Genomic DNA, 19,262 nt, shown 5'->3' on the forward strand with positions numbered 1-19,262 from the left:
GATAGCTAAGTATCCGTATTTTGTGAATCATTTTCGCCAGAGATCATACTGTCTATATCTTCTGGCAGGAGGTTGATCATGCGGTTTGCAACCGTATCAAGGAATGGTTTGGATTTGGCATTATCAATCCAGCCAATTTGGGCGCCGCCGACAAAAAAGTCGATAAACCAAACTGCAACAGCTGCAACCACGATACCACGTGCTGCGCCAAATACAAAACCAAGTGTGCGGTCAAGTGGGCCAACGCGGCTATCAATAATCATATCAGCAATGCGCATCGTGATCACGGTCACAATAATCAACGTGACAATAAAAATTAAGCCAGCTGCGACAAGCTGCGAAATCAACTCATTGCCAATGTAATTATCAACGGTTGGCGCAAGTTGCTTGTAGAAGAAAAACGCAGCAACAGCAGCCGCTGCCCAAGAGGCGATTGATAAAACTTCGCGAGAAAATCCGCGTACCATTGCCAGTAAAGCTGAAAGAAGAACAAGGCCGATAAAAAGGCCGTCAAGGAGTGTTATTGGCATTGAATGCTATTCCCGTAAAAAGATCGGTTTCTTAATATTAAAGGCCCGACCAAATTATCCCTTAATTCCGAATGACCAAAACATGTCCCGTTTCGTCCATTATTTTTCATCACTCTCATAGGATAGTGTTTTGCCGCCTGCAATCTTTACGACCAGATCTACAAGTTTTTCCGCTGCAAAAATGCTTTCATCGTTGCGTTTAGGTACATCCGAGCTTCCTTTTGGCAAAACTGCCGACTTGAAACCCAGTTTTTCGGCCTCTTTTATCCTTTGGCCCGCATGGGGCACCGGTCTAATCGAGCCCGAAAGGCTAATCTCGCCGAAATAGACGCAGTCAGTCGGCAAAGCAAGTCCAGCAAGTGAAGAAATCAATGCACAGGCAACCGCAAGGTCGGCCGCAGGTTCAGAAATGCGATAGCCGCCAGCAACATTAAGGTAAACATCGTGCTGTCCAAGGTTCACCCCGCAATGTGCTTGCAGCACAGCAATGACCATTGAAAGACGCGCAGAATCCCAGCCAACAACAGCGCGGCGCGGTGTGCCGAGCGACGTTGGCGCAACCAATGCCTGTATTTCAACCAATAAAGGCCGCGTGCCTTCCATGCCGCCAAAGACCGCTGCGCCCGGTGCATTATCGGCCCGTTCGCCCAGAAATAACTCAGATGGATTGGCAACTTGGCGTAGGCCCGATTGCATCATTTCAAAAACACCGATTTCATCAGTCGGGCCGAAGCGATTCTTGAGCGCACGCAATATACGATATTGATGGCTGCCATCGCCTTCGAACTGGATGACGGCATCCACCATATGTTCAACAACGCGCGGTCCAGCAATATTGCCTTCTTTAGTGACATGGCCAACCATAACGACGGTTGCGCCTGTGGATTTTGCATAACGAATAAGCGCCTGCGCGGACTGGCGCACCTGTGTGACTGTGCCGGGAGCTGAGTCGGCGCTGTCTGTCCACATGGTTTGAATCGAATCGATAATCACCAGATCAGGACGCTTCTCCATATCGTTGAGCGTTGTTAAAATGTCTTCGACATTGGTTTCTGCTGCAAGCAGCACCTGTGTCTCATTGGCTTTGAGCCGTTTTGCACGCAAGCGAACCTGTGCAACGGCTTCCTCACCAGACACATAAACAATATTATGCCCTGCGCGGGATAAAGCAGCTGCGGCCTGCATGAGAAGTGTTGATTTGCCAATACCAGGCTCACCGCCGAGCAGAACGGCGGAGCCGCGAACAAAACCGCCACCGGTAACACGGTCAAGCTCAGCAACGCGGCTGATAATGCGTGGCGCTTCTTCGATTTCGCCATCCAGCGAGGCGAGGGGCACAACACGTCCCTTTTTAGGCGCGCGGCCGGGTCCACCACCAATGCCCGCTAAAGGATTGTCTTCAACGATTGTGTTCCATTCGCCGCAGCCTTCGCATTTACCTTGCCATTGCGTATGCGTGGTGGCGCAGTTCTGACAAATGAATGCGGTTTTAGATTTTTTAGCCATGCAGTTTCGCGCACCTATGTTCTTGGTACGTTCTTATTGCAGTTATCGCCATAATCGTCAATTTGCTAATGCCATATCAAACAATATGTTCGAAGCATTCGCCTATTCATATTGTTCTGGCACGTGATCGTCTTCAGCAAGATCGCCAAAGCGGGTAAACTGCGGCACGAAGGATAGACGCGCAGTGCCGGTCGGTCCGTGACGCTGCTTGGCGATGATAACGTCCGCCGTGCCGGCCACTTTGTTCATCTTCTCTTCCCAAGCGATATATTCTTCGTTTTTAATATCATTTCGGAAATCTTCTGGCGAACGGCGCGGTTCCATGTTTTGGATATAATATTCTTCACGGAACACGAAGAGCACAACGTCCGCATCCTGCTCGATAGAACCCGATTCGCGAAGGTCGGAAAGCTGAGGGCGCTTGTCTTCGCGGCTTTCCACCTGACGAGAAAGCTGGGACAAAGCGATAATAGGCACGTTTAATTCTTTGCCCAGCGCTTTGAGGCCGGTCGTGATTTCGGTGATCTCCTGCACACGGTTTCCAGAATTTTTCGATGAACCTGACATCAACTGAATATAGTCCACGATCATAACATCGAGACCGCGTTGACGTTTAAGGCGGCGTGCACGCGCAGCAAGCTGGGCAATAGAAATACCACCCGTTTGGTCGATATAGAGCGGCATACGTTGAATTTGGTTCGACGTTGTAACCAACTGCTCAAATTCGGCTTCGGTGATTTCACCGCGGCGGATTTTTGAAGAGGACACTTCCGACACTTCAGACAAAATACGTGTCGCAAGCTGCTCGGCTGACATCTCAAGAGAGTAGAAGCCAACGACACCGCCATCAACGGCTTTCATGGATCCGTCGGCCTGTTGTTCGCCGCGATAAGCCGCCGCGATATTAGCCGCCACGTTGGTTGCAAGCGATGTTTTACCCATACCTGGACGTCCAGCAAGAACGATCAAGTCGGAACGTTGCAGACCGCCCATCTTGGCATCAAGTGTTTTCAATCCTGTTGAAATACCGGACAGTTTTCCTTCGCGCATATAGGCTTCATTTGCCATATCAATAGCGGTGCGAAGCGCGTCATTGAATGGCTGGAAGCCACCATCATAACGGCCTGTTTCAGCCAGTTCGAACAGGCGGCGTTCAGCATCTTCAATTTGTTCGCCGGGCGGCATTTCAACCGGTGCATCAAAAGCAATATTCACCATATCTTCGCCGATACCGATCAGCGCGCGGCGAATAGCAAGATCATAGATCGCACGGCCATAATCTTCGGCGTTGATAATCGTCACCGCTTCGGCGGCAAGACGCGCAAGATATTGCGCAACTGTAATGTCACCCACTTTTTCGTCGGCAGGCAAGAATGTTTTGATCGTCACCGGATTGGACGTTTTGCCCATACGGATTTGCTGGCCTGCAACTTCAAAAATTTGGCGGTGTAGCGGCTCGTAAAAATGCTCAGGCTTTAGAAAGTCAGAAACACGGTAGAATGCATCATTGTTGACCAAAACAGCACCTAAAAGCGCCTGTTCAGCTTCAATGTTGCCGGGCGCTTCACGGTATAATGGCGATGAATCGTCATTTGCCGCGTTTTGTTTGCGCGCTGGGTCTGCCATGATTCTCTCCTGATTGAGCTAAAGCTATAGCTGCTTTATTGAGGTCTTGGTTGTGAGTTTTTGGCTACATCACATTATTCACGCTATTCACAGGCAAAAAAGTTAATCGGCTTTTTTCGTTGACGTGAAAAGCGCACAAAAAAGCCCGCTCTGCATAAACAAAGCGGGCTTGTTGTAAGGCTTTAAAGCTTACTCAGAATCAGCTTCTGGTGCGGCTTCTTCAGCAACATCATTTGATCTTTTGCGACGTGGACGATCATCATCTTCATCTTCGAAGTCAGCAAGTGATTCGAATTTCTCATCGTTTTCACCGTAGATCGCATCAGCAGATGAAAGATCTTCACCAGTTTCCTGACGCTCAGCTTCATCAGCTGTACGAGCAATGTTAAGTGTGATCGTTGTTTCGACTTCTGGGTGAAGTGTCAACGAAATCTCCACAAGGCCGATTGTCTTAATTGGTGTTTTAAGATCGACTTGGTTGCGAGAAACTTTATGGCCTTCTGCCGCAAGAAACTCAGAAATGTCACGTGTAGAAACAGAACCGTAAAGCTGACCTGTTTCACCAGCAGAGCGAACAAACACGAATGTTTTGCCGTCGAGGCCTTTTGAAATTTCTTCAGCAGCGCCTTTGCGCTCATCGTTACGTGCAACGATTTCGGCACGCTGTGCTTCAAACACTTCGCGGTTTGCTGCGTTTGCGCGTAGTGCACGGCCTGTTGGTAAAAGAAAGTTACGTGCAAAACCTGGCTTTACAGTAACTTCGTCGCCAATAGCGCCAAGCTTGGCGATACGTTCAAGAAGAATAACTTTCATAATATTGAACCTTTCTCGTTCTATCTATTCATTTGAATTGTTATGAGGTGGATTGGAAATCGGCATATTGCGCGCGAGCGAAAACAGGCCAATCAAGAACATTAAAAACGGCGGTAACATTGTGAGTACCGTCGCAAAATATAAAACAAACATGCCAAATGGGCGCCATGCGCGGCCGCGTGAATAGGCATGAAATAGTGCAAAGCCCGAAAGCATGAAGCCAGCTGCTAGGCCGCCCAAAATCGCGCTGGCACCAAGGCCTGCAGCGCCGCCAATCAATGAAAGTAAAGCAGCAATGCCAAAGGGGATAAGCGACGGCTTTGGCATCCGCATAGCTGTTGGGAAATCATCTGATGGGCGCTTTAGCTGACCAGAGGTCGCCGTAATTTTTATCGCAATGTAAAGATTGCCAATCATCACGCAGGTCCACATTAAGGGCTGCATGAATGGCATCATGCCCACAATCGCTGCATCAAACTGAGTGCGCGCTTCTGGTGAAAATGCAAAATCAGGATTGTTGATCTGAAGATTGGCAACAAGTTCGTCAAGAACAGGTTTCATAAGCTCTGGGCCATAATTAATGGCGATACCAATAATGATAAAAGCTGCGCCAATCATCAGGCACATACGAAATAGGACGTCGGCAAATGGAAACCAGACAAGCTTGCCCTGTGGGCCGCCAATTTCTTCTGCTGGACGTGAAAGCGTCATCCAATAGGCGCAAGCTGCAGCGGGAAGGGCGGTGGTCAAAACAACAAACAGCGCTGTCATTTCATTTGCAATGACAAAAACCGCGATCGTCGCAACAAAGGTCGCAATGATTGATGCAGCAAGGCTCCATCCGAGGCCAGCGACCATAATCGGAACAGCAGAGAGCAGATAAAGCAGAATGGATAGACCTGAACCGGTCGCAACACCAAGGCACAACAAAGCTGTCGCAGCACCTGCGATCAACCCAATCATAATGTCTTGGCCGTTAATGTTCATTTCGCTGTCCTGCTATCGAGCAGTTAGAGGTGATGTCACCCCAACTCGGAATTTTCGCATATCTGTTTGGTCGAAGCAGATAGGCGGTGTGATTATTGTGTTTCTCGTGAGTGCCGAACACACAAGAGAAAAGCTCGGCGGCAAGCCGCCGAGCAATAGTATATTAGCCTACTACGTAAGGTAGCAAACCAAGGAAACGTGCGCGTTTAATTGCTTTTGCAAGCTCGCGCTGTTTCTTCATGCTCACAGCTGTGATGCGTGAAGGAATGATTTTGCCGCGCTCAGAAACGTAACGCTGAAGCAATTTCACGTCTTTATAATCGATCTTTGGAGAGTTTGCTCCAGAGAACGGGCATGTCTTACGACGACGGTGAAACGGGCGACGTGTAGGAAGCTGATTAATATCTATCATGATTAGTTATCACCTTTGTCTTCGCGCGGAGCACGTGCAGGGCGGTCACCACGATCATTGCCACGTGGGCCGCGATCATCACGGTCGCTACCGCGTTTCATCATTGCTGAAGGGCCTTCTTCGTGCGCATCAACTTTAATAGTCATGTAGCGAAGAATGTCTTCATGAATGCGCATTTGGCGCTCGAGTTCATGAATAGCTGCACCAGGTGCAGTAACGTCCATGATCACGAAATGTGCTTTGCGGTTTTTCTTGATGCGGTACTGAAGAGATTTCAGTCCCCAGCCTTCAACACGGCCGATTGTACCACCGTTTGCTTCCAAAACACCTTTCCAGTGTTGTGTTAGCTCTTCAACTTGCTGCGCAGAAATATCCTGACGTGCAAGAAATGTGTGCTCGTATAAAGCCATTTTATGCCTTTCCTTTCGTTGCTGCTGTTCAGCGCGAAGCCTCCGCAACCAGATCCGCCACAAATGTGGTAGGAAAGGTGCTTTGATCTCGGTATGGGTCGAGAGCGGGAACACGGGAGGCGAACACAATCAATGTTCAATAGCCAAAAGGCCACCCTCCGTTCAGCCCCCGGCTGATCAGCAATGGCCGCCTTATACAGTTTTTATACCGTAGTGCAAGGGGAGAGCGCTAAGTCTTGCGCGCTGAAATAGGCGCAATTTCTAAAACCAGATTGTAACAGATTATAAATAGCGATAACAGCGCTGCATGAAAATGATTATTGATACAGATCCAGGCGTTGATGATGTGATCGCGATAGCGCTTGCACATGCCATGCCGGACATTGAGCTTGTCGGCCTAACGACAATATTTGGCAACACATTTGTGGGGCAGTCGAGCCGCAATGCACGCTATTTAGCTGGATTGCTGGGCGCTGATGTGCCCGTGGCGCAGGGCGCCAGCCTGCCTTATGGCGAAGAAGCATATGAACCTGCACCGCATGTGCACGGGCCCGAAGGTTTTGGCGATATTATTGATGTGCCTGAGATCGGTGCCAATATTGATGAGACCGCTGCCGCGTTTTTGGTGCGTATGGCGCGCGAAAACAAAGGCGAGCTCGCGGTCTGCGCGATAGGGCCATTAACAAATATTGCCGACGCTCTGCGGTTGGATGATTCTTTTGCTTCCAATCTTAAAGAACTTGTCCTTATGGGCGGTGCATTTGAGCATGCCGGCAATATTACAGAACATGCCGAAGCCAATATTTTTCATGATGCACGTGCTGCAGATGAGGTTTTTGCATCCGATTTAGAGATCAAAATGGTTGGCTTGAATGCAACCATGCAGACATTGATGAAGTCGGACGACTTTATAGCGCTTGCGAAAGAGTCGCCGAAAATTGGGGGCTTTATTAGCCGCATCACGCCGTTCTACCTGCAGTTCTACCGCGATGTGGTCAATGCTGATGGATGCGCCATGCATGACGCTGCAGCCGTGTTGTGCTGCACAAACCCTGAGCGCTTTGACTTTCACCGTTCCGGTTTGCGCGTGAGCTTGGATGAAACAAATTACGGCGCAACCATTGCCGATGAAAACCGCAAGCCTGTTGCCATCGCGATGAATATTGATGCGCCATGGGCGCTATCAACACTCAAAACTGAAATTTCACGGTTGGACTAATCCAGCCGTGAATTTAGTTATTGTCTGGGTCTCGTTCTGCACGCACGACCATCATGAACACTTGTGCGCATAATATAAGTGTCGGCACCGCGATGATCGCAGATTCAATCATTGTCGCCTTCGTGCTTAAGTGAAAGAGACCGGCTGTACAAAAGACAATTGCTGCTGCCGCGCAGAAAATTTGACTGGCAATAAATGTAAAGCCGCCAAATATTCGCAATATGAGATCGAAGGTAAATTTTGCAGGTGCGCCCGTTTGGGTAATGATTTGTGTCGTCACGGATTGAAGCCCTATTAGCAATCACCGAAATGGGATTGGACGCTTAAATGATTGCCTCAATTACGGCATTTTTGGGGCTGAGCACAATATTCAAACAGGTGTTATTTAAAAAAAAAGACCTCCCACTATTTTAACAATAGGGGGAGGCAAAGTGCTTGCTGTTTAAGTGCAACTGGGAGTTATATTCGTATCTAGCTTGCCATACGCATTTCGTCGCGTTTTTGTGTAAGCTTAAATTGCTGGATCATAGACATGAGCTCAGAGGTGTCCTGCGCCAATCCACCCGCTGTTGCTGTCAACTCTTCGGCCATGGCAGCGTTTCGCTGTGTGCCGTAGTCGATCTCATTAACAGCCTCAGAAATGGCATGAAGCGTTGTTGATTGCTCGCTGGCAGAAACCGAAATCTTAGCTACGAGCTGATTGGCCTCATTGATTTGATCTGAAATCCGCTTCAAGGCTTCGCCTGTCTGACCAACAAGTCCAACACCTTCTTTAACTTGTGTTGTTGATTGCTGGATCTGGCCTTTAATCTCTTTTGCCGCAGCAGCAGAGCGCTGTGCAAGCTCACGAACTTCTTGAGCTACAACGGCAAAGCCAAGACCAGCTTCACCGGCACGCGCTGCTTCAACACCAGCGTTAAGTGCAAGCAAATTGGTCTGGAAGGCGATCTCATCAATCACGCTAATAACTTTTGTGATTTCCGCAGATGATTTCTCAATACTGCTCATTGCAGAAATTGCCTTGTCGACAACTGCATTTGAACGGGCAGCATCATTGCTGACTTCATCAACACGGCCAGCAACATTTTTAGCGTCCGTCGCAGCACTGCTAACAGATTCAGTTAGCTCGGTGAGGGCAGCTGATGTTTCTTCCAAGTTCGCTGCTTGGCTTTCTGTGCGCGTTGACATCTCAGAAGACGAATGGCTGATCGCAGAGAAAGTAGCATCAAGATCGCTGCCTTTCTGGTGAATATTCGCCATAGCGGCTTCAAGCTTTTCCATCGCATTATTAAAGTTCTGGCGAAGCGTTTCATATTCACCGCCAAGCGCCTCGCAGCGCGTGGAAAGATCGCCATTTGCCAACTGTGCTAGAGCCGCGCCAATTGTCTTTACAACATTAGCTTGGCGTTCTGCTTCTGCTTTGGTGGCGTTGGTGTTGCTTTCACGCTCAGAATTAATGAGGGCGTCTTGCTCGATCTTCGCTTGTGTTAGCTGCTGGCGCTCAATGACCTTTTCTTTCAAAGTCTGAGTTGCATTTGCCATCATGCCAATTTCGTTTCTCATCTCGGTGTGAGGAACGTCAATATCTACATTCTCTGCCGCTACCGCTTGCATCGCATCATGCACATTTTTCAATGGGTTTGTTATGCCGCGAATTAGAAAATATGCAGCAACAAGCCCAAGGATAAGGATAACTAAATCTGCAATGATGGACGTCATTTGATCAGCCCAGATTTGAGCATTCAAATCGTCTGTGTAAACGCCTGTACCCAGAACAATGCCCCAAGGTGCAAATTCAGCGTTGTAGCTGGCTTTTTCAAAGACAATATTGTCAGGCTCACCAAGCTTTGGCCAATGATATGTTGTGATGCCGCCACCGTTTCGTGCAATGTCCATCATCGCGTCAGCAAAAGCATATCCATTTTTATCGGTAATACCCTTAAAATCCTTGCCGACCGTCGCTGGGTTGGCGTGCAGGATCATTTTGGTGTCGCTGTCGAAGCCAAAAAAGTATCCGTCTGGCTCAAAACGAATATTTGAAACTGTTTTGTAAGCCGCAGCGCGCGCTTCTTCTTCCGCCATTTCGCCAGCCTGCGATAGGTCGTAATAATATTGTAATATGGAAATCGCGCTTTGAGTTTGGCTGCTTAATAAATGGAAGCGCTCTTGGCGAAGTTCTTCAGAGGCAGCTTTGCTTTGAACGAATTGCAATATGGAGAATGCTGCAATCAACCCAAATACTAAGCAAAAAAGCTGAGTTGAGATGCGAATGTTACTGATTTTCAATGTCTTGACCTAAATGTCAGGCGTTAAATGCAAAAACATGCCTGATGGCGGTCGAGCTACTCATGTAGCGATTGAGGACAATCGTCGACGCTTTCAGTTGGACTGTTTTCGTTTAAAATTGTGTTAAAAAGTTAACAAATTTAGCGCTTTGTGAAGAAGTAAATTGCACTTGGTGATATGCCGAAACCTTGACAATCCTTCACCATATCCTCATTGACCGCCAAAACCAGTGGAGCACTTATTCATGACACTCGCATTTACATTCCCAGGGCAGGGCAGCCAAGCCGTTGGTATGGGCAAAGAACTTGCTGAGACTTACACCGAGGCAAAAGCGGTCTTTGATGAAGTTGATGAGGCTCTTGGTGAAAAGCTTTCTGCGACAATGTTTGACGGGCCAGAGGATGTATTGACACTCACCGCCAACGCGCAGCCTGCACTTATGGCTGTTTCTGTGGCTGTTGCCCGTGTTTTAGCGGCCAAAGGCTTTGATTTGAAATCCAAAGTTTCATTCGTTGCGGGGCATTCGCTTGGCGAATATGCCGCTCATGCAGCCGTTGGCACGTTCTCACTGGCTGATACGGCACGTTTACTACGCATTAGAGGCAACGCGATGCAGGCGGCTGTACCTGTCGGTGTGGGCGCAATGGCTGCAATCATCGGCCTTGAAGATGACGCTGTGAAAGCAATTTGCACAAATGCCGCATCAGCAACATCAGGCGTTTGCCAGATCGCCAATGATAATGGTGGCGGTCAATTGGTCATCTCCGGCTCTAAAGTTGCTGTTGAAACAGCCGCTGAAGCTGCAAAAGAGGCTGGTGCTAAAAGAGCATTGTTATTGCCAGTATCTGCACCATTCCATTGTGCACTCATGCAGCCTGCCGCTGAAGCTATGGCAAAGGCGCTGGCAGAAGTCACTGCAAATGCACCCGTTGTGCCTGTTGTAACCAATGTTAATGTAGCGCCAGAAACCGATCCGGCCGTGTTGACTGACCTTTTGGTTAAGCAGGTCACAGGGCAGGTGCGCTGGCGGGAGACTGTTGAATGGTTCGGTGCCAATGGCGTAACAACGCTTGCTGAAATAGGCTCCGGTAAAGTCCTTACGGGCCTTGCGCGTAGAATAAACCGTGATCTTGCTGGCGTTGCCATCAACACACCTGCCGATATAGAAGCGTTTTTAGAAACGAACGCCTAACAATAATTAGGGATATTACATGTTTGATCTTTCTGGTCGTAAAGCACTTGTTACTGGAGCATCTGGTGGAATAGGCGAGGCTGTCGCGCGTATTTTGCATGCACAAGGCGCCGTTGTCGCACTTCACGGCACACGTGAGGAGAAGCTGAAAGCTCTCGCTGATGATCTGGGCGACCGGACACATGTGATGCCTGCTAACCTTAGCAATAAGGACGAAGTGGCAGCCTTAGCAGCTAAAGCTGAGGAGACACTTGAGGGTGTTGATATTCTTGTAAACAATGCCGGCATTACACGCGATGGTTTGTTCGTGCGCATGTCAGATGACGATTGGGATGATGTTATCAACGTCAATTTGTCGTCTGTATTTCGCCTAACACGTGCTTTGACACACCCGATGATGCGCCGTCGATTCGGCCGAATTATCAATATCACGTCTATTGTTGGCGTAACTGGCAACCCAGGTCAGGCCAATTATTGCGCGTCAAAAGCAGGTCTAATTGGTTTTTCCAAGTCATTGGCACAAGAAATTGCAACACGAAATGTCACCGTCAATTGTGTTGCTCCAGGCTTCATTGAAAGTGCTATGACAGAGAAGCTCAACGATAAGCAAAAAGATGCGATTATGGGTGCGATTCCGATGAAACGCATGGGAAAAGGGGACGAAATCGCCGCTTCTGTCGCATATTTGGCGAGTGACGAGGCAGCTTATATGACGGGGCAAACCCTGCATGTAAACGGCGGAATGGCTATGATTTAATGCGTATTCATACGCAATAAAGCTGAAGAAAATTGTCGGTACTGTGCTAAAATTGCTTGATTAGCTTGCGCGGTACGGATAGTCACACTTGAACAGAAATTAAAAATTCGAGGACTCTGAAATGAGCGATGTCGCAGAACGTGTAAAGAAAATTGTTGTTGAACACCTAGGTGTTGACGCGGACAAAGTGACAGAAGCAGCTAGCTTCATCGACGATCTTGGCGCTGATAGCTTGGACACTGTTGAGCTTGTTATGGCTTTTGAAGAAGAGTTTAGCGTTGAAATTCCTGACGATGCTGCTGAGACAATTCTCACTGTTGGCGACGCCGTGAAGTTCATCGAAAAAGCAAACGCTTAATTGCGTTTTTTGAGAGGCCGGTGCTTTAACGAGTTCCGGCCCTATTTGTGATATGTCCCTAAGACGCGTTGTTATTACCGGTGCTGGAATGGTGTCGCCTTTGGGCGCATCACTCGATAGTACTTGGTCCCGCCTGCTCAATGGTGAAAGCGCTGCAAAGCGTGTTGATACTTTTGAGACAGATGATCTGCCTGCAAAAATTGCTTGTGTTATGCCGCGAGGTGATGGCACCGGCGGTACGTATAATGCAGATGATTGGATGGAGCCCAAGGAACAGCGCAAAGTCGATCAGTTTATTGTCTATGCAATTGCTGCTGCCGATCAAGCATTGGCCGATGCCGGCTGGAAGCCTGAAACGGATGATGATTGTAACGCCACTGGCGTTTTGATTGGTTCGGGTATTGGCGGCATTGAAGGCATGGTTGAGGGCGGTATTGTGCTCAAAGAGCGCGGCCCACGACGTCTTTCTCCATTTTTTGTACCGGGTCGCTTGATTAATCTTGCGAGCGGTTACGTTTCAATCAAGCACCAACTTCGTGGTCCTAACCATTCGGTTGTTACAGCTTGTTCTACAGGTGCTCACGCTATTGGCGATGCTAGCCGTTTGGTCGCTTTAGGCGATGCAGATGTGATGGTCGCAGGTGGTACTGAATCGCCTATTAGCCGCATTTCCCTTGCTGGTTTTGCTGCATGTCGCGCTTTATCCACATCTCGAAATGATGAGCCAGAAAAAGCATCGCGCCCTTATGATAAAGACCGTGACGGTTTTGTTATGGGCGAGGGTGCAGGCATTGTTGTGGTTGAAGAACTAGAACATGCACTGGCACGCGGCGCAAAAATCTATGCTGAAATTGTCGGTTACGGCATGTCAGGTGACGCGTACCATATCACGGCACCATCTGCAGATGGTAATGGCGCGGAACGTTGTATGCGCGCTGCGCTAAAACGTGCAGGGCTTGAGCCATCTGACATTGATTATATCAATGCGCATGGCACATCGACAATGGCCGATACGATTGAACTTGCCGCTGTTGAGCGTTTGCTTGGTGAGCATGCCGAAAATGTATCCATGAGCTCGACGAAGTCGTCGATTGGTCATCTATTAGGCGCAGCAGGTGCCGTTGAAGCGATTTTCTGTGCTTTGGCTATCCGAGATCAAGTTGTTCCGCCTACCATCAATTTGGATAACCCCGAGGTTGAAACCAAGATTGATCTTGTGCCACATAAAAAGCGCGAGAGAAAAGTTGACGTTGCATTGTCCAACTCTTTTGGATTTGGTGGCACCAACGCTTCGCTGGTACTCAAGCGCTACGAAGGTTAAAAGTTCTGTTTGATGAGTGCAATTAAGGGCGATTTTCCGCCACATTGCCTTTCTATCAACAGCTAACTCAGGCTATCTATTCTATTACGAACGACTCGAATTATGACGAGTCATTGTTAGAATATGAATTCATTGAAGGGCGTGAATGTGAACGATCATGTAAAGTTCGGCCGCACCAATAATAAAGCGAAACAACCAGCTGACGATCCCGTTGGCGCTAATGGTGGTTCTCGCACCGTGCCGCAATCAGCCAGTCAGGCAATTAAAGCCCAACCCGGTTTTGAACCGCCTAAGCGCAAACGTGCAAAAACATCGCGCAGCCAAGTCGTTGTATTTTTCCACTTTCTTTTCTCGACATTCGTTCTAGCGCTCGTGCTTTTGGCGGGTGTTTTCTATTATGGAAAAGTCCAGTTTGAAAAAGCAGGACCGCTTGAGCAGGCGATGAACTATACGGTGCGTAGCGGTTCAAGCATGACGCAGGTTGCCAATGGTCTTGATCGCCGTAACATCATTTCCGATGCTGAAGTGTTCAAATGGGGCTTGCGCGCCTATGGCAATGAAGAAGCATTGAAAGCAGGGGAGTTTGAAATTCCCCGCGGCGCGTCCATGAAAAAAGTCATGGAAACACTTGTCAGTGGCCGTGCTATTTTGCACCCGCTCACCATTGTTGAAGGCAACACAGTTTTCCAAGCGGCACAAAAAATTGCTGCTGATGAAACCCTTGTTGGAGATATGCCTGCTGAATTGCCACCAGAGGGCATGCTGATTGCAGACACCCAACGTTTTCAGCGCGGTATGACACGCACTGAGATTATTGCTCGGATGCAAGCACAGCAGGAAACGCTGATTGAGCAAGTCTGGGCAAAACGAGCGCCAGATCTTCCAATCGCTGATATCAATGAATTCGTAGCGCTTGCGTCAATCGTTGAAAAAGAAACTGGCGTTGCAGAAGAGCGTCCGCGCGTTGCAGCTGTGTTTATCAACCGCCTGCGCAAAGGCATGCGCTTACAGTCAGATCCGACAATTCTCTATGGTATATTTGGCGGACAAGGGCGTCCAGAAGATCGCCCTATCTATAAATCAGATATCGAAAAACCGACGCCGTACAACACCTATACGATTGACGGCATACCGCCCGGTCCAATCGCAATTCCTGGCCGCGCCGCACTAGAGGCAGTCGCCAACCCTGCGCAAACGGAAGATTTGTATTTCGTTGCAGACGGTACAGGTGGCCATGTGTTCGCAAGCACGCTTGAACAGCACAATAAGAATGTTGCTAAATGGCGTGAGATTGAAAAACAACGCAGGGAAGCGCAGACCGATTCCAACTAAAATGTTTGCTGCTAAAATTAACTGAATGCCGGAGATGAAAAGATGAGTGCTTTGCAATCCATGACCGGCTTTGGTTCGGGCTCGGTACAAGTCGGTAATCGAACCGTGATCTGCGACATGCGCTCGGTGAACGGCAAAAACCTTGACGTTCGTACGCGCTTACCATCTGGGCTGGAAGCTGTTGAGGCGCAGATCAAAAAGCGGATTGCCAAGCTTATCGCACGCGGTAATTTGCAGGTCTCAATAAGCGTCGATACGGCAAAGTCTGGTAATGGTCCCGTCATTAATCGTGAATTGTTTAGTGCAATCGCTCAAGAGGGGCGTGCTTTAGCGGTTGAACATGGTCTTGCTGCACCAACGACCGATGCAATTTTAGCAATGCGCGGCGTTATCATTACGGAAGATCAAGTGCTTGCTCCAGCAACGAGCGAAGAGCAAGAAGCTTTTGAACAAGCTGTCGGCGCGGCAGCCGATATGGCATTGGAGCAGCTTGTTGCCATGCGCCAATCTGAAGGCGATTCCCTTAAATCGATTTTGTCAGAACACTTACAGCACATAGCAAAACTCACCGCAGATGCCCGCGATGATGAAGCAAATGGACAAGAACAAATACATGCGCGCTTAAAGGCACAAGTCGATCAGCTTTTATCGCTCAGCGGTGTTGAAATTGACGCTCAGCGTTTAACGGCAGAAGCTGCTTTGCTCGCTACTAAAGCCGACATTCGCGAAGAGATTGACCGCTTAGCGGCTCATGTTAAAGCTGCTGAAAAATATTTAAGCGAGGGCGGGGCAGTTGGTAAAAAGCTGGATTTCCTGTCACAGGAATTTAACCGCGAGACAAATACAATTTGTTCAAAGTCGGCATCAGCAACCTTAACGGCAATTGGCTTGTCGCTTAAATCAGTCAATGATCAGTTCCGCGAACAAGTTCAAAACCTACAGTAATGGCAATAATATGAGTGATAGTTCTGAAACAATGATACTGGAAGATGGCATTGCGCGGCGCGGATTGATGTTGGTTTTATCGTCGCCATCTGGTGCGGGAAAATCTTCAATCGCTCGTAATCTGCTTGCCGATGGATCAGGCATAGAACTTTCAGTGAGTGTCACGACGCGTGCACGCCGTGCCAGCGAAATTGATGGACGACACTACCATTTCATTTCTGAACGCCAGTTTTTGAAAATGCGCGAGAATGACGATCTGCTCGAATGGGCAGAAGTTCACGGAAATTTCTATGGCACGCCGCGTGAGCCGGTCGAACAAGCAATGCGCGAAGGCCGTGACATGCTGTTTGACATTGATTGGCAGGGCGCAGAACAGCTCGGCGGTAAAATGCGCTCTGATGTCGTTTCCGTATTTGTTTTGCCGCCTAGCATGGCAGAATTGAAAGATCGCCTACATCGCCGTGCTGAGGACGATGAAGCGGTTATTGAAAAGCGTTTGGTCAATGCTGCAGCCGAAATAGAGCATTGGCGCGATTACGACTTTGTTATCGTCAATCATGATTTGGCGAAAGCCTATGGCGAGGTACGCTCGATTGTCGTTGCAGAGCGGCTTCGCCGCACGCGCAGGCCCGGCATGTACGATTTTATAACGACGTTGATTGGTAACTGATCAAACTTGCTTGAAAGCATTTGCAAGCGCACAAAACTCTTCAATTTCGAGTGTTTCTGCGCGCCTTGTACCGTCGATACCGACACGGTCGAGTAACGCAATCCCGCCAATTGGCTTCAAGCTTTGACGAAGCATTTTGCGTCGCTGACCAAAGGCATGACGTGTAATCATCTCTAATGCCGCACCGTCACATTCAATAAGTTGCTGGCGCGGTGTTAAATGCACAACAGAAGATGTCACTTTGGGCGGCGGCCAGAATGCTTGCGGTGAAACATCAAAAGCAATTTCAGAATGGCAACGCCACCCTGCTAAAACGCCTAAACGTCCGAAATGATTATCGCCTGCCGTTGCCACAATGCGCTGTGCAACTTCGCGCTGAAACATCAGCGTCAGCGATTGGAAAAAAGGCGGCCATACAGGCCCACTCAGCCAATTTACCAGCAATTGTGTACCGATATTATATGGAAGATTGGCAACAATCGCAGTCGGGCCACTGGCAAGTGAAGCCAAGTCGACCTCTAATGCATCGCCTTCAATCACTTTAAGCCGATCGCCATAATGATCGCTAATTTCCGCGAGAGCGGGTAGGCAGCGGCTATCGCGCTCAATGGCGATCACTTGCTTTGCGCCATGCATAAGTAGGGCGCGGGTTAACCCGCCCGGACCAGGGCCAACTTCAATGATTGTCAGTTCAGATAAATCACCGGCAGTGCGCGCAATGCGTCCGGTTAAGTTTAGATCAAGCAAGAAGTTTTGCCCAAGCGATTTTTTAGTCGCTAAACCATGGCTATCAATAACTTGCCGTAACGGCGGTAAACCATCAATTGCTAGAGCTTCAGACATTTGATGATGCCGCCATTTGTCCTGCCATTTTTAATGCCGCGATAAAGCTATCCGGCTTTGCTTGCCCTGTGCCAGCAAGACTAAATGCTGTGCCATGATCGGGTGAGGTGCGAATAAAAGGAAGACCAAGCGTCACATTCACAGCATCATCAAAGCCGAGCGCTTTGGCCGGAATAAGCGCCTGATCATGATACATGCAAAGAGCAACATCATAGGTAGCGCGTGCGCTTGCATGAAACATCGTATCTGCAGGCAATGGGCCAAAAGCATTGATGCCGCGGGCTATAAGTTCCTTTACCGCAGGTTCTACAATCTCAATATCTTCACGGCCCATGGCACCATTTTCGCCCGCGTGAGGGTTAAGGCCGGATATGGCAAGCCTTGGCTGCGCAATCTGAAAACGTGCCTTTAAATCCATGTCGGTTGCGACAGCTGTTTCGACAATCATTTCCTTCGTCAAGGTTGTTGGTACGTCGCTAAGCGCAATATGAATTGTCACGGGTATGGTACGGAGCTGCGGCCCGGCAATCAACATCACAGGAAGATATGTTTGGCCATAATGTTTGTGAGCAAGTTCCGCTAAAAACTCAGTGTGGCCCGGATGTTTAAATCCTGCATCATAAAGCGGTTTTTTAGAGATAGGAGCGGTGACAACGCCGCATGCCAAACCATTGACCGTATCTGCAACCGCACGCTCTATGGCTTCAATGACACCGGCAGCATTGCTCGGCAATGCAACGCAGGGGTGTTCAGAAAGGGCTGATGAGAGCGGCACAATCGGCAGTGCGGATGAGAAATATGACAAAGCGTCTTGCGGACTTGTTTCTTGAATTGGCACATCAAGTTTAAGCATTGCAGCGCGTGCAGCCAGTTGCGCAGCATCTCCCAGAACATAAAATGGTGGGAGCTGCTGTTCTTGGCGCATGGTCCATGCGGCCAAAATAACATCAGGTCCAATACCGCTCGGTTCGCCGCAGCTAACAGCGAGCGGCTTGGGATTTTCTCCCGCTGTTGTTGCGTGAATGTCGGTCAATTGTACGCTTTCTTAGCGTTTTTGAATACGAGCAGATTTGCGCAATTCATCCAAATATTGTTTGCCAAGATCGCCGCCTGCATCATCCAGCGCTTGTGTGGAAAATTCAAGTTGGGCAACACGGTCATCGGAAACAGCACGCGCACGGCAAACAACAAGGAATTCAACACCGCGTTCGGTATCTTTCACGCGTGTTGTTTGGCCTTCTTTTAGGCCTTTTACGTCTTTTTCCCAGCGTTCTGGCAAACTCAATTCAAGAACGCGGCCCAAATCGCGCACAGTCACATCACGTATTTGCGTTGCAAGCTGCTGTGTGCTTTCGCAGCCATTTACACGGCCGCGCATATTAGATGCTTCAGTGCGTCGTTTTTTAAGCAAGCTACTGCGTTTGTCTTGCGGAATAACAAAAATAACCTGCTGCAGCAGGTACTCTGTTGACGTGGGCTTCTGGCCACCTTGCTCAAGCATTTTTGCAACAACATCTTGCTCACTCATAAGGCTGTTGCGCTGCGAACGCATGCGAACAGTTTGACCCCAGCCGATTTGCAGACGGATAAACTCTTTGAAATGTTTGGATGTGACGCCGGCTTGATCCAGAATTTTGCCCATTTGCTGGGCAGAAAGTTTGTTGCCTTTAGCAAAGTTTGCGAAGGCAGCATCAACTTGGCTGTCTGGAATTCGAATGCCCGCGCGCTTTATCGCGCTGCGCTTGAGCGCATCATCGGTCAATTCATCAATGGCAAGTTGACGAAGATTGCCTTTGCGGCGCTGAAGCTTCAAAAACGCTGAACGACGCGCAATATCATAGCTGGTAACAACTTCATCATTCACAATGACCTTGATCTCAGATGCATGTGCAGCGGTTGCACCAACGACATTGAGATTGATGTTTTGGAAAGTCAAAGGGGTGATTGCCATAGCGGCGGCAAGCAGTCCGGTCGTCAAAAGTGAATGTGCGCGCATGAATGCCTCCGACAGTCAGTTCTTAAATCAGCTGCTAAATGCAGCAATTGCTTATATAG

General features: G+C 48.8%; 20 protein-coding genes. 8 read left to right on the plus strand and 12 right to left on the minus strand.

Annotated elements, in window-relative coordinates:
- Positions 1-5 precede the first annotated feature (5 nt).
- The 7 genes from C504_RS0101235 to rpsF form a co-directional block, all read right to left on the minus strand.
- Complete coding sequence (locus C504_RS0101235) at positions 6-530, minus strand: CvpA family protein (RefSeq protein ID WP_018687476.1); 525 nt, start codon at positions 528-530, stop codon at positions 6-8.
- A gap of 99 nt (positions 531-629) precedes the next feature.
- Positions 630-2,036 (minus strand): DNA repair protein RadA, encoded by a 1,407-nt coding sequence (gene radA, locus C504_RS0101240; protein WP_018687477.1) that lies wholly within the window; start codon positions 2,034-2,036, stop codon positions 630-632.
- A gap of 102 nt (positions 2,037-2,138) precedes the next feature.
- On the minus strand, positions 2,139-3,662 hold the full coding sequence (locus C504_RS0101245; RefSeq protein WP_018687478.1) for a replicative DNA helicase: 1,524 nt from the start codon (positions 3,660-3,662) through the stop codon (positions 2,139-2,141).
- 189 nt (positions 3,663-3,851) lie between these two features.
- Positions 3,852-4,475: a 50S ribosomal protein L9 gene (rplI, locus tag C504_RS0101250; protein WP_018687479.1), complete on the minus strand. Its 624-nt coding sequence runs from the start codon at positions 4,473-4,475 to the stop codon at positions 3,852-3,854.
- Positions 4,476-4,499: 24 nt separating this feature from the next.
- Positions 4,500-5,462, minus strand: coding sequence for a YybS family protein (locus C504_RS0101255; protein WP_018687480.1), 963 nt, complete (start codon positions 5,460-5,462; stop codon positions 4,500-4,502).
- Between the two features lie 163 nt (positions 5,463-5,625).
- Positions 5,626-5,874, minus strand: a complete 249-nt coding sequence (gene rpsR / locus C504_RS0101260; protein WP_026317115.1) for a 30S ribosomal protein S18 — start codon at positions 5,872-5,874, stop codon at positions 5,626-5,628.
- A 2-nt stretch (positions 5,875-5,876) separates the two neighbouring features.
- On the minus strand, positions 5,877-6,284 hold the full coding sequence (gene rpsF / locus C504_RS0101265) for a 30S ribosomal protein S6 (protein ID WP_018687482.1): 408 nt from the start codon (positions 6,282-6,284) through the stop codon (positions 5,877-5,879).
- Between the two features lie 307 nt (positions 6,285-6,591).
- Here rpsF and C504_RS16985 point away from each other — a divergent pair, with 307 nt between their 5' ends.
- On the plus strand, positions 6,592-7,503 hold the full coding sequence (locus tag C504_RS16985) for a nucleoside hydrolase (RefSeq protein WP_041951477.1): 912 nt from the start codon (positions 6,592-6,594) through the stop codon (positions 7,501-7,503).
- 13 nt (positions 7,504-7,516) lie between these two features.
- Here C504_RS16985 and C504_RS0101275 read toward each other — a convergent pair whose 3' ends face one another.
- Both C504_RS0101275 and C504_RS0101280 read right to left on the minus strand, forming a co-directional pair.
- Positions 7,517-7,783, minus strand: coding sequence for a hypothetical protein (locus C504_RS0101275; RefSeq protein WP_156815819.1), 267 nt, complete (start codon positions 7,781-7,783; stop codon positions 7,517-7,519).
- Between the two features lie 191 nt (positions 7,784-7,974).
- Positions 7,975-9,783: a methyl-accepting chemotaxis protein gene (locus tag C504_RS0101280; protein ID WP_026317116.1), complete on the minus strand. Its 1,809-nt coding sequence runs from the start codon at positions 9,781-9,783 to the stop codon at positions 7,975-7,977.
- A gap of 250 nt (positions 9,784-10,033) precedes the next feature.
- On the opposite strand from C504_RS0101280, the gene fabD reads away from it, so the two are divergent.
- The 7 genes from fabD (at position 10,034) to gmk (ending at position 16,364) form a co-directional block, all read left to right on the plus strand.
- A complete protein-coding gene (gene fabD, locus C504_RS0101285) occupies positions 10,034-10,981 on the plus strand; it encodes an ACP S-malonyltransferase (protein WP_018687486.1) in 948 nt (315 codons plus the stop codon).
- Between the two features lie 19 nt (positions 10,982-11,000).
- Positions 11,001-11,738: a 3-oxoacyl-[acyl-carrier-protein] reductase gene (fabG, locus tag C504_RS0101290; protein ID WP_018687487.1), complete on the plus strand. Its 738-nt coding sequence runs from the start codon at positions 11,001-11,003 to the stop codon at positions 11,736-11,738.
- Between the two features lie 121 nt (positions 11,739-11,859).
- Positions 11,860-12,096, plus strand: a complete 237-nt coding sequence (locus C504_RS0101295; RefSeq protein WP_018687488.1) for an acyl carrier protein — start codon at positions 11,860-11,862, stop codon at positions 12,094-12,096.
- 52 nt (positions 12,097-12,148) lie between these two features.
- Positions 12,149-13,417, plus strand: coding sequence for a beta-ketoacyl-ACP synthase II (gene fabF, locus C504_RS0101300; protein WP_018687489.1), 1,269 nt, complete (start codon positions 12,149-12,151; stop codon positions 13,415-13,417).
- 123 nt (positions 13,418-13,540) lie between these two features.
- Positions 13,541-14,749 carry an endolytic transglycosylase MltG gene (mltG, locus tag C504_RS0101305; protein ID WP_018687490.1) on the plus strand — a complete coding sequence of 403 codons (1,209 nt, stop codon included), beginning with the start codon at positions 13,541-13,543 and terminating at the stop codon, positions 14,747-14,749.
- A gap of 42 nt (positions 14,750-14,791) precedes the next feature.
- Complete coding sequence (locus tag C504_RS0101310) at positions 14,792-15,694, plus strand: YicC/YloC family endoribonuclease (protein ID WP_018687491.1); 903 nt, start codon at positions 14,792-14,794, stop codon at positions 15,692-15,694.
- A gap of 10 nt (positions 15,695-15,704) precedes the next feature.
- Positions 15,705-16,364: a guanylate kinase gene (gene gmk, locus C504_RS0101315; RefSeq protein WP_018687492.1), complete on the plus strand. Its 660-nt coding sequence runs from the start codon at positions 15,705-15,707 to the stop codon at positions 16,362-16,364.
- Here gmk and rsmA read toward each other — a convergent pair whose 3' ends face one another.
- Genes rsmA through C504_RS0101330 form a run of 3 tightly spaced genes read right to left on the minus strand, consistent with a single transcriptional unit; the run spans position 16,365 to position 19,203 of the window.
- On the minus strand, positions 16,365-17,207 hold the full coding sequence (rsmA, locus tag C504_RS0101320; RefSeq protein WP_018687493.1) for a 16S rRNA (adenine(1518)-N(6)/adenine(1519)-N(6))-dimethyltransferase RsmA: 843 nt from the start codon (positions 17,205-17,207) through the stop codon (positions 16,365-16,367).
- A complete protein-coding gene (gene pdxA / locus C504_RS0101325; protein ID WP_018687494.1) occupies positions 17,200-18,240 on the minus strand; it encodes a 4-hydroxythreonine-4-phosphate dehydrogenase PdxA in 1,041 nt (346 codons plus the stop codon). Before pdxA ends, rsmA begins: the two co-directional genes overlap by 8 nt.
- Positions 18,241-18,252: 12 nt before the next feature.
- Complete coding sequence (locus C504_RS0101330; protein ID WP_018687495.1) at positions 18,253-19,203, minus strand: SurA N-terminal domain-containing protein; 951 nt, start codon at positions 19,201-19,203, stop codon at positions 18,253-18,255.
- Between the last annotated feature and the right edge of the window lie 59 nt (positions 19,204-19,262).

The sequence above is a fragment of the Ahrensia kielensis DSM 5890 genome (assembly GCF_000374465.1).
Taxonomy (GTDB): domain Bacteria; phylum Pseudomonadota; class Alphaproteobacteria; order Rhizobiales; family Rhizobiaceae; genus Ahrensia; species Ahrensia kielensis.

Bases quoted from the DNA above. Each gene is read 5' to 3' on its own strand.
- C504_RS0101235 (WP_018687476.1), bottom strand. From the start codon at position 530: ATGCCAATAACACTCCTTGACGGCCTTTTTATCGGCCTTGTTCTTCTT.
- radA (WP_018687477.1), bottom strand. From the start codon at position 2,036: ATGGCTAAAAAATCTAAAACCGCATTCATTTGTCAGAACTGCGCCACC.
- C504_RS0101245 (WP_018687478.1), bottom strand. From the start codon at position 3,662: ATGGCAGACCCAGCGCGCAAACAAAACGCGGCAAATGACGATTCATCG.
- rplI (WP_018687479.1), bottom strand. From the start codon at position 4,475: ATGAAAGTTATTCTTCTTGAACGTATCGCCAAGCTTGGCGCTATTGGC.
- C504_RS0101255 (WP_018687480.1), bottom strand. From the start codon at position 5,462: ATGAACATTAACGGCCAAGACATTATGATTGGGTTGATCGCAGGTGCT.
- rpsR (WP_026317115.1), bottom strand. From the start codon at position 5,874: ATGATAGATATTAATCAGCTTCCTACACGTCGCCCGTTTCACCGTCGT.
- rpsF (WP_018687482.1), bottom strand. From the start codon at position 6,284: ATGGCTTTATACGAGCACACATTTCTTGCACGTCAGGATATTTCTGCG.
- C504_RS16985 (WP_041951477.1), top strand. From the start codon at position 6,592: ATGAAAATGATTATTGATACAGATCCAGGCGTTGATGATGTGATCGCG.
- fabD (WP_018687486.1), top strand. From the start codon at position 10,034: ATGACACTCGCATTTACATTCCCAGGGCAGGGCAGCCAAGCCGTTGGT.
- fabG (WP_018687487.1), top strand. From the start codon at position 11,001: ATGTTTGATCTTTCTGGTCGTAAAGCACTTGTTACTGGAGCATCTGGT.
- C504_RS0101295 (WP_018687488.1), top strand. From the start codon at position 11,860: ATGAGCGATGTCGCAGAACGTGTAAAGAAAATTGTTGTTGAACACCTA.
- fabF (WP_018687489.1), top strand. From the start codon at position 12,149: ATGTCCCTAAGACGCGTTGTTATTACCGGTGCTGGAATGGTGTCGCCT.
- mltG (WP_018687490.1), top strand. From the start codon at position 13,541: ATGAATTCATTGAAGGGCGTGAATGTGAACGATCATGTAAAGTTCGGC.
- C504_RS0101310 (WP_018687491.1), top strand. From the start codon at position 14,792: ATGAGTGCTTTGCAATCCATGACCGGCTTTGGTTCGGGCTCGGTACAA.
- gmk (WP_018687492.1), top strand. From the start codon at position 15,705: ATGAGTGATAGTTCTGAAACAATGATACTGGAAGATGGCATTGCGCGG.
- rsmA (WP_018687493.1), bottom strand. From the start codon at position 17,207: ATGTCTGAAGCTCTAGCAATTGATGGTTTACCGCCGTTACGGCAAGTT.
- C504_RS0101330 (WP_018687495.1), bottom strand. From the start codon at position 19,203: ATGCGCGCACATTCACTTTTGACGACCGGACTGCTTGCCGCCGCTATG.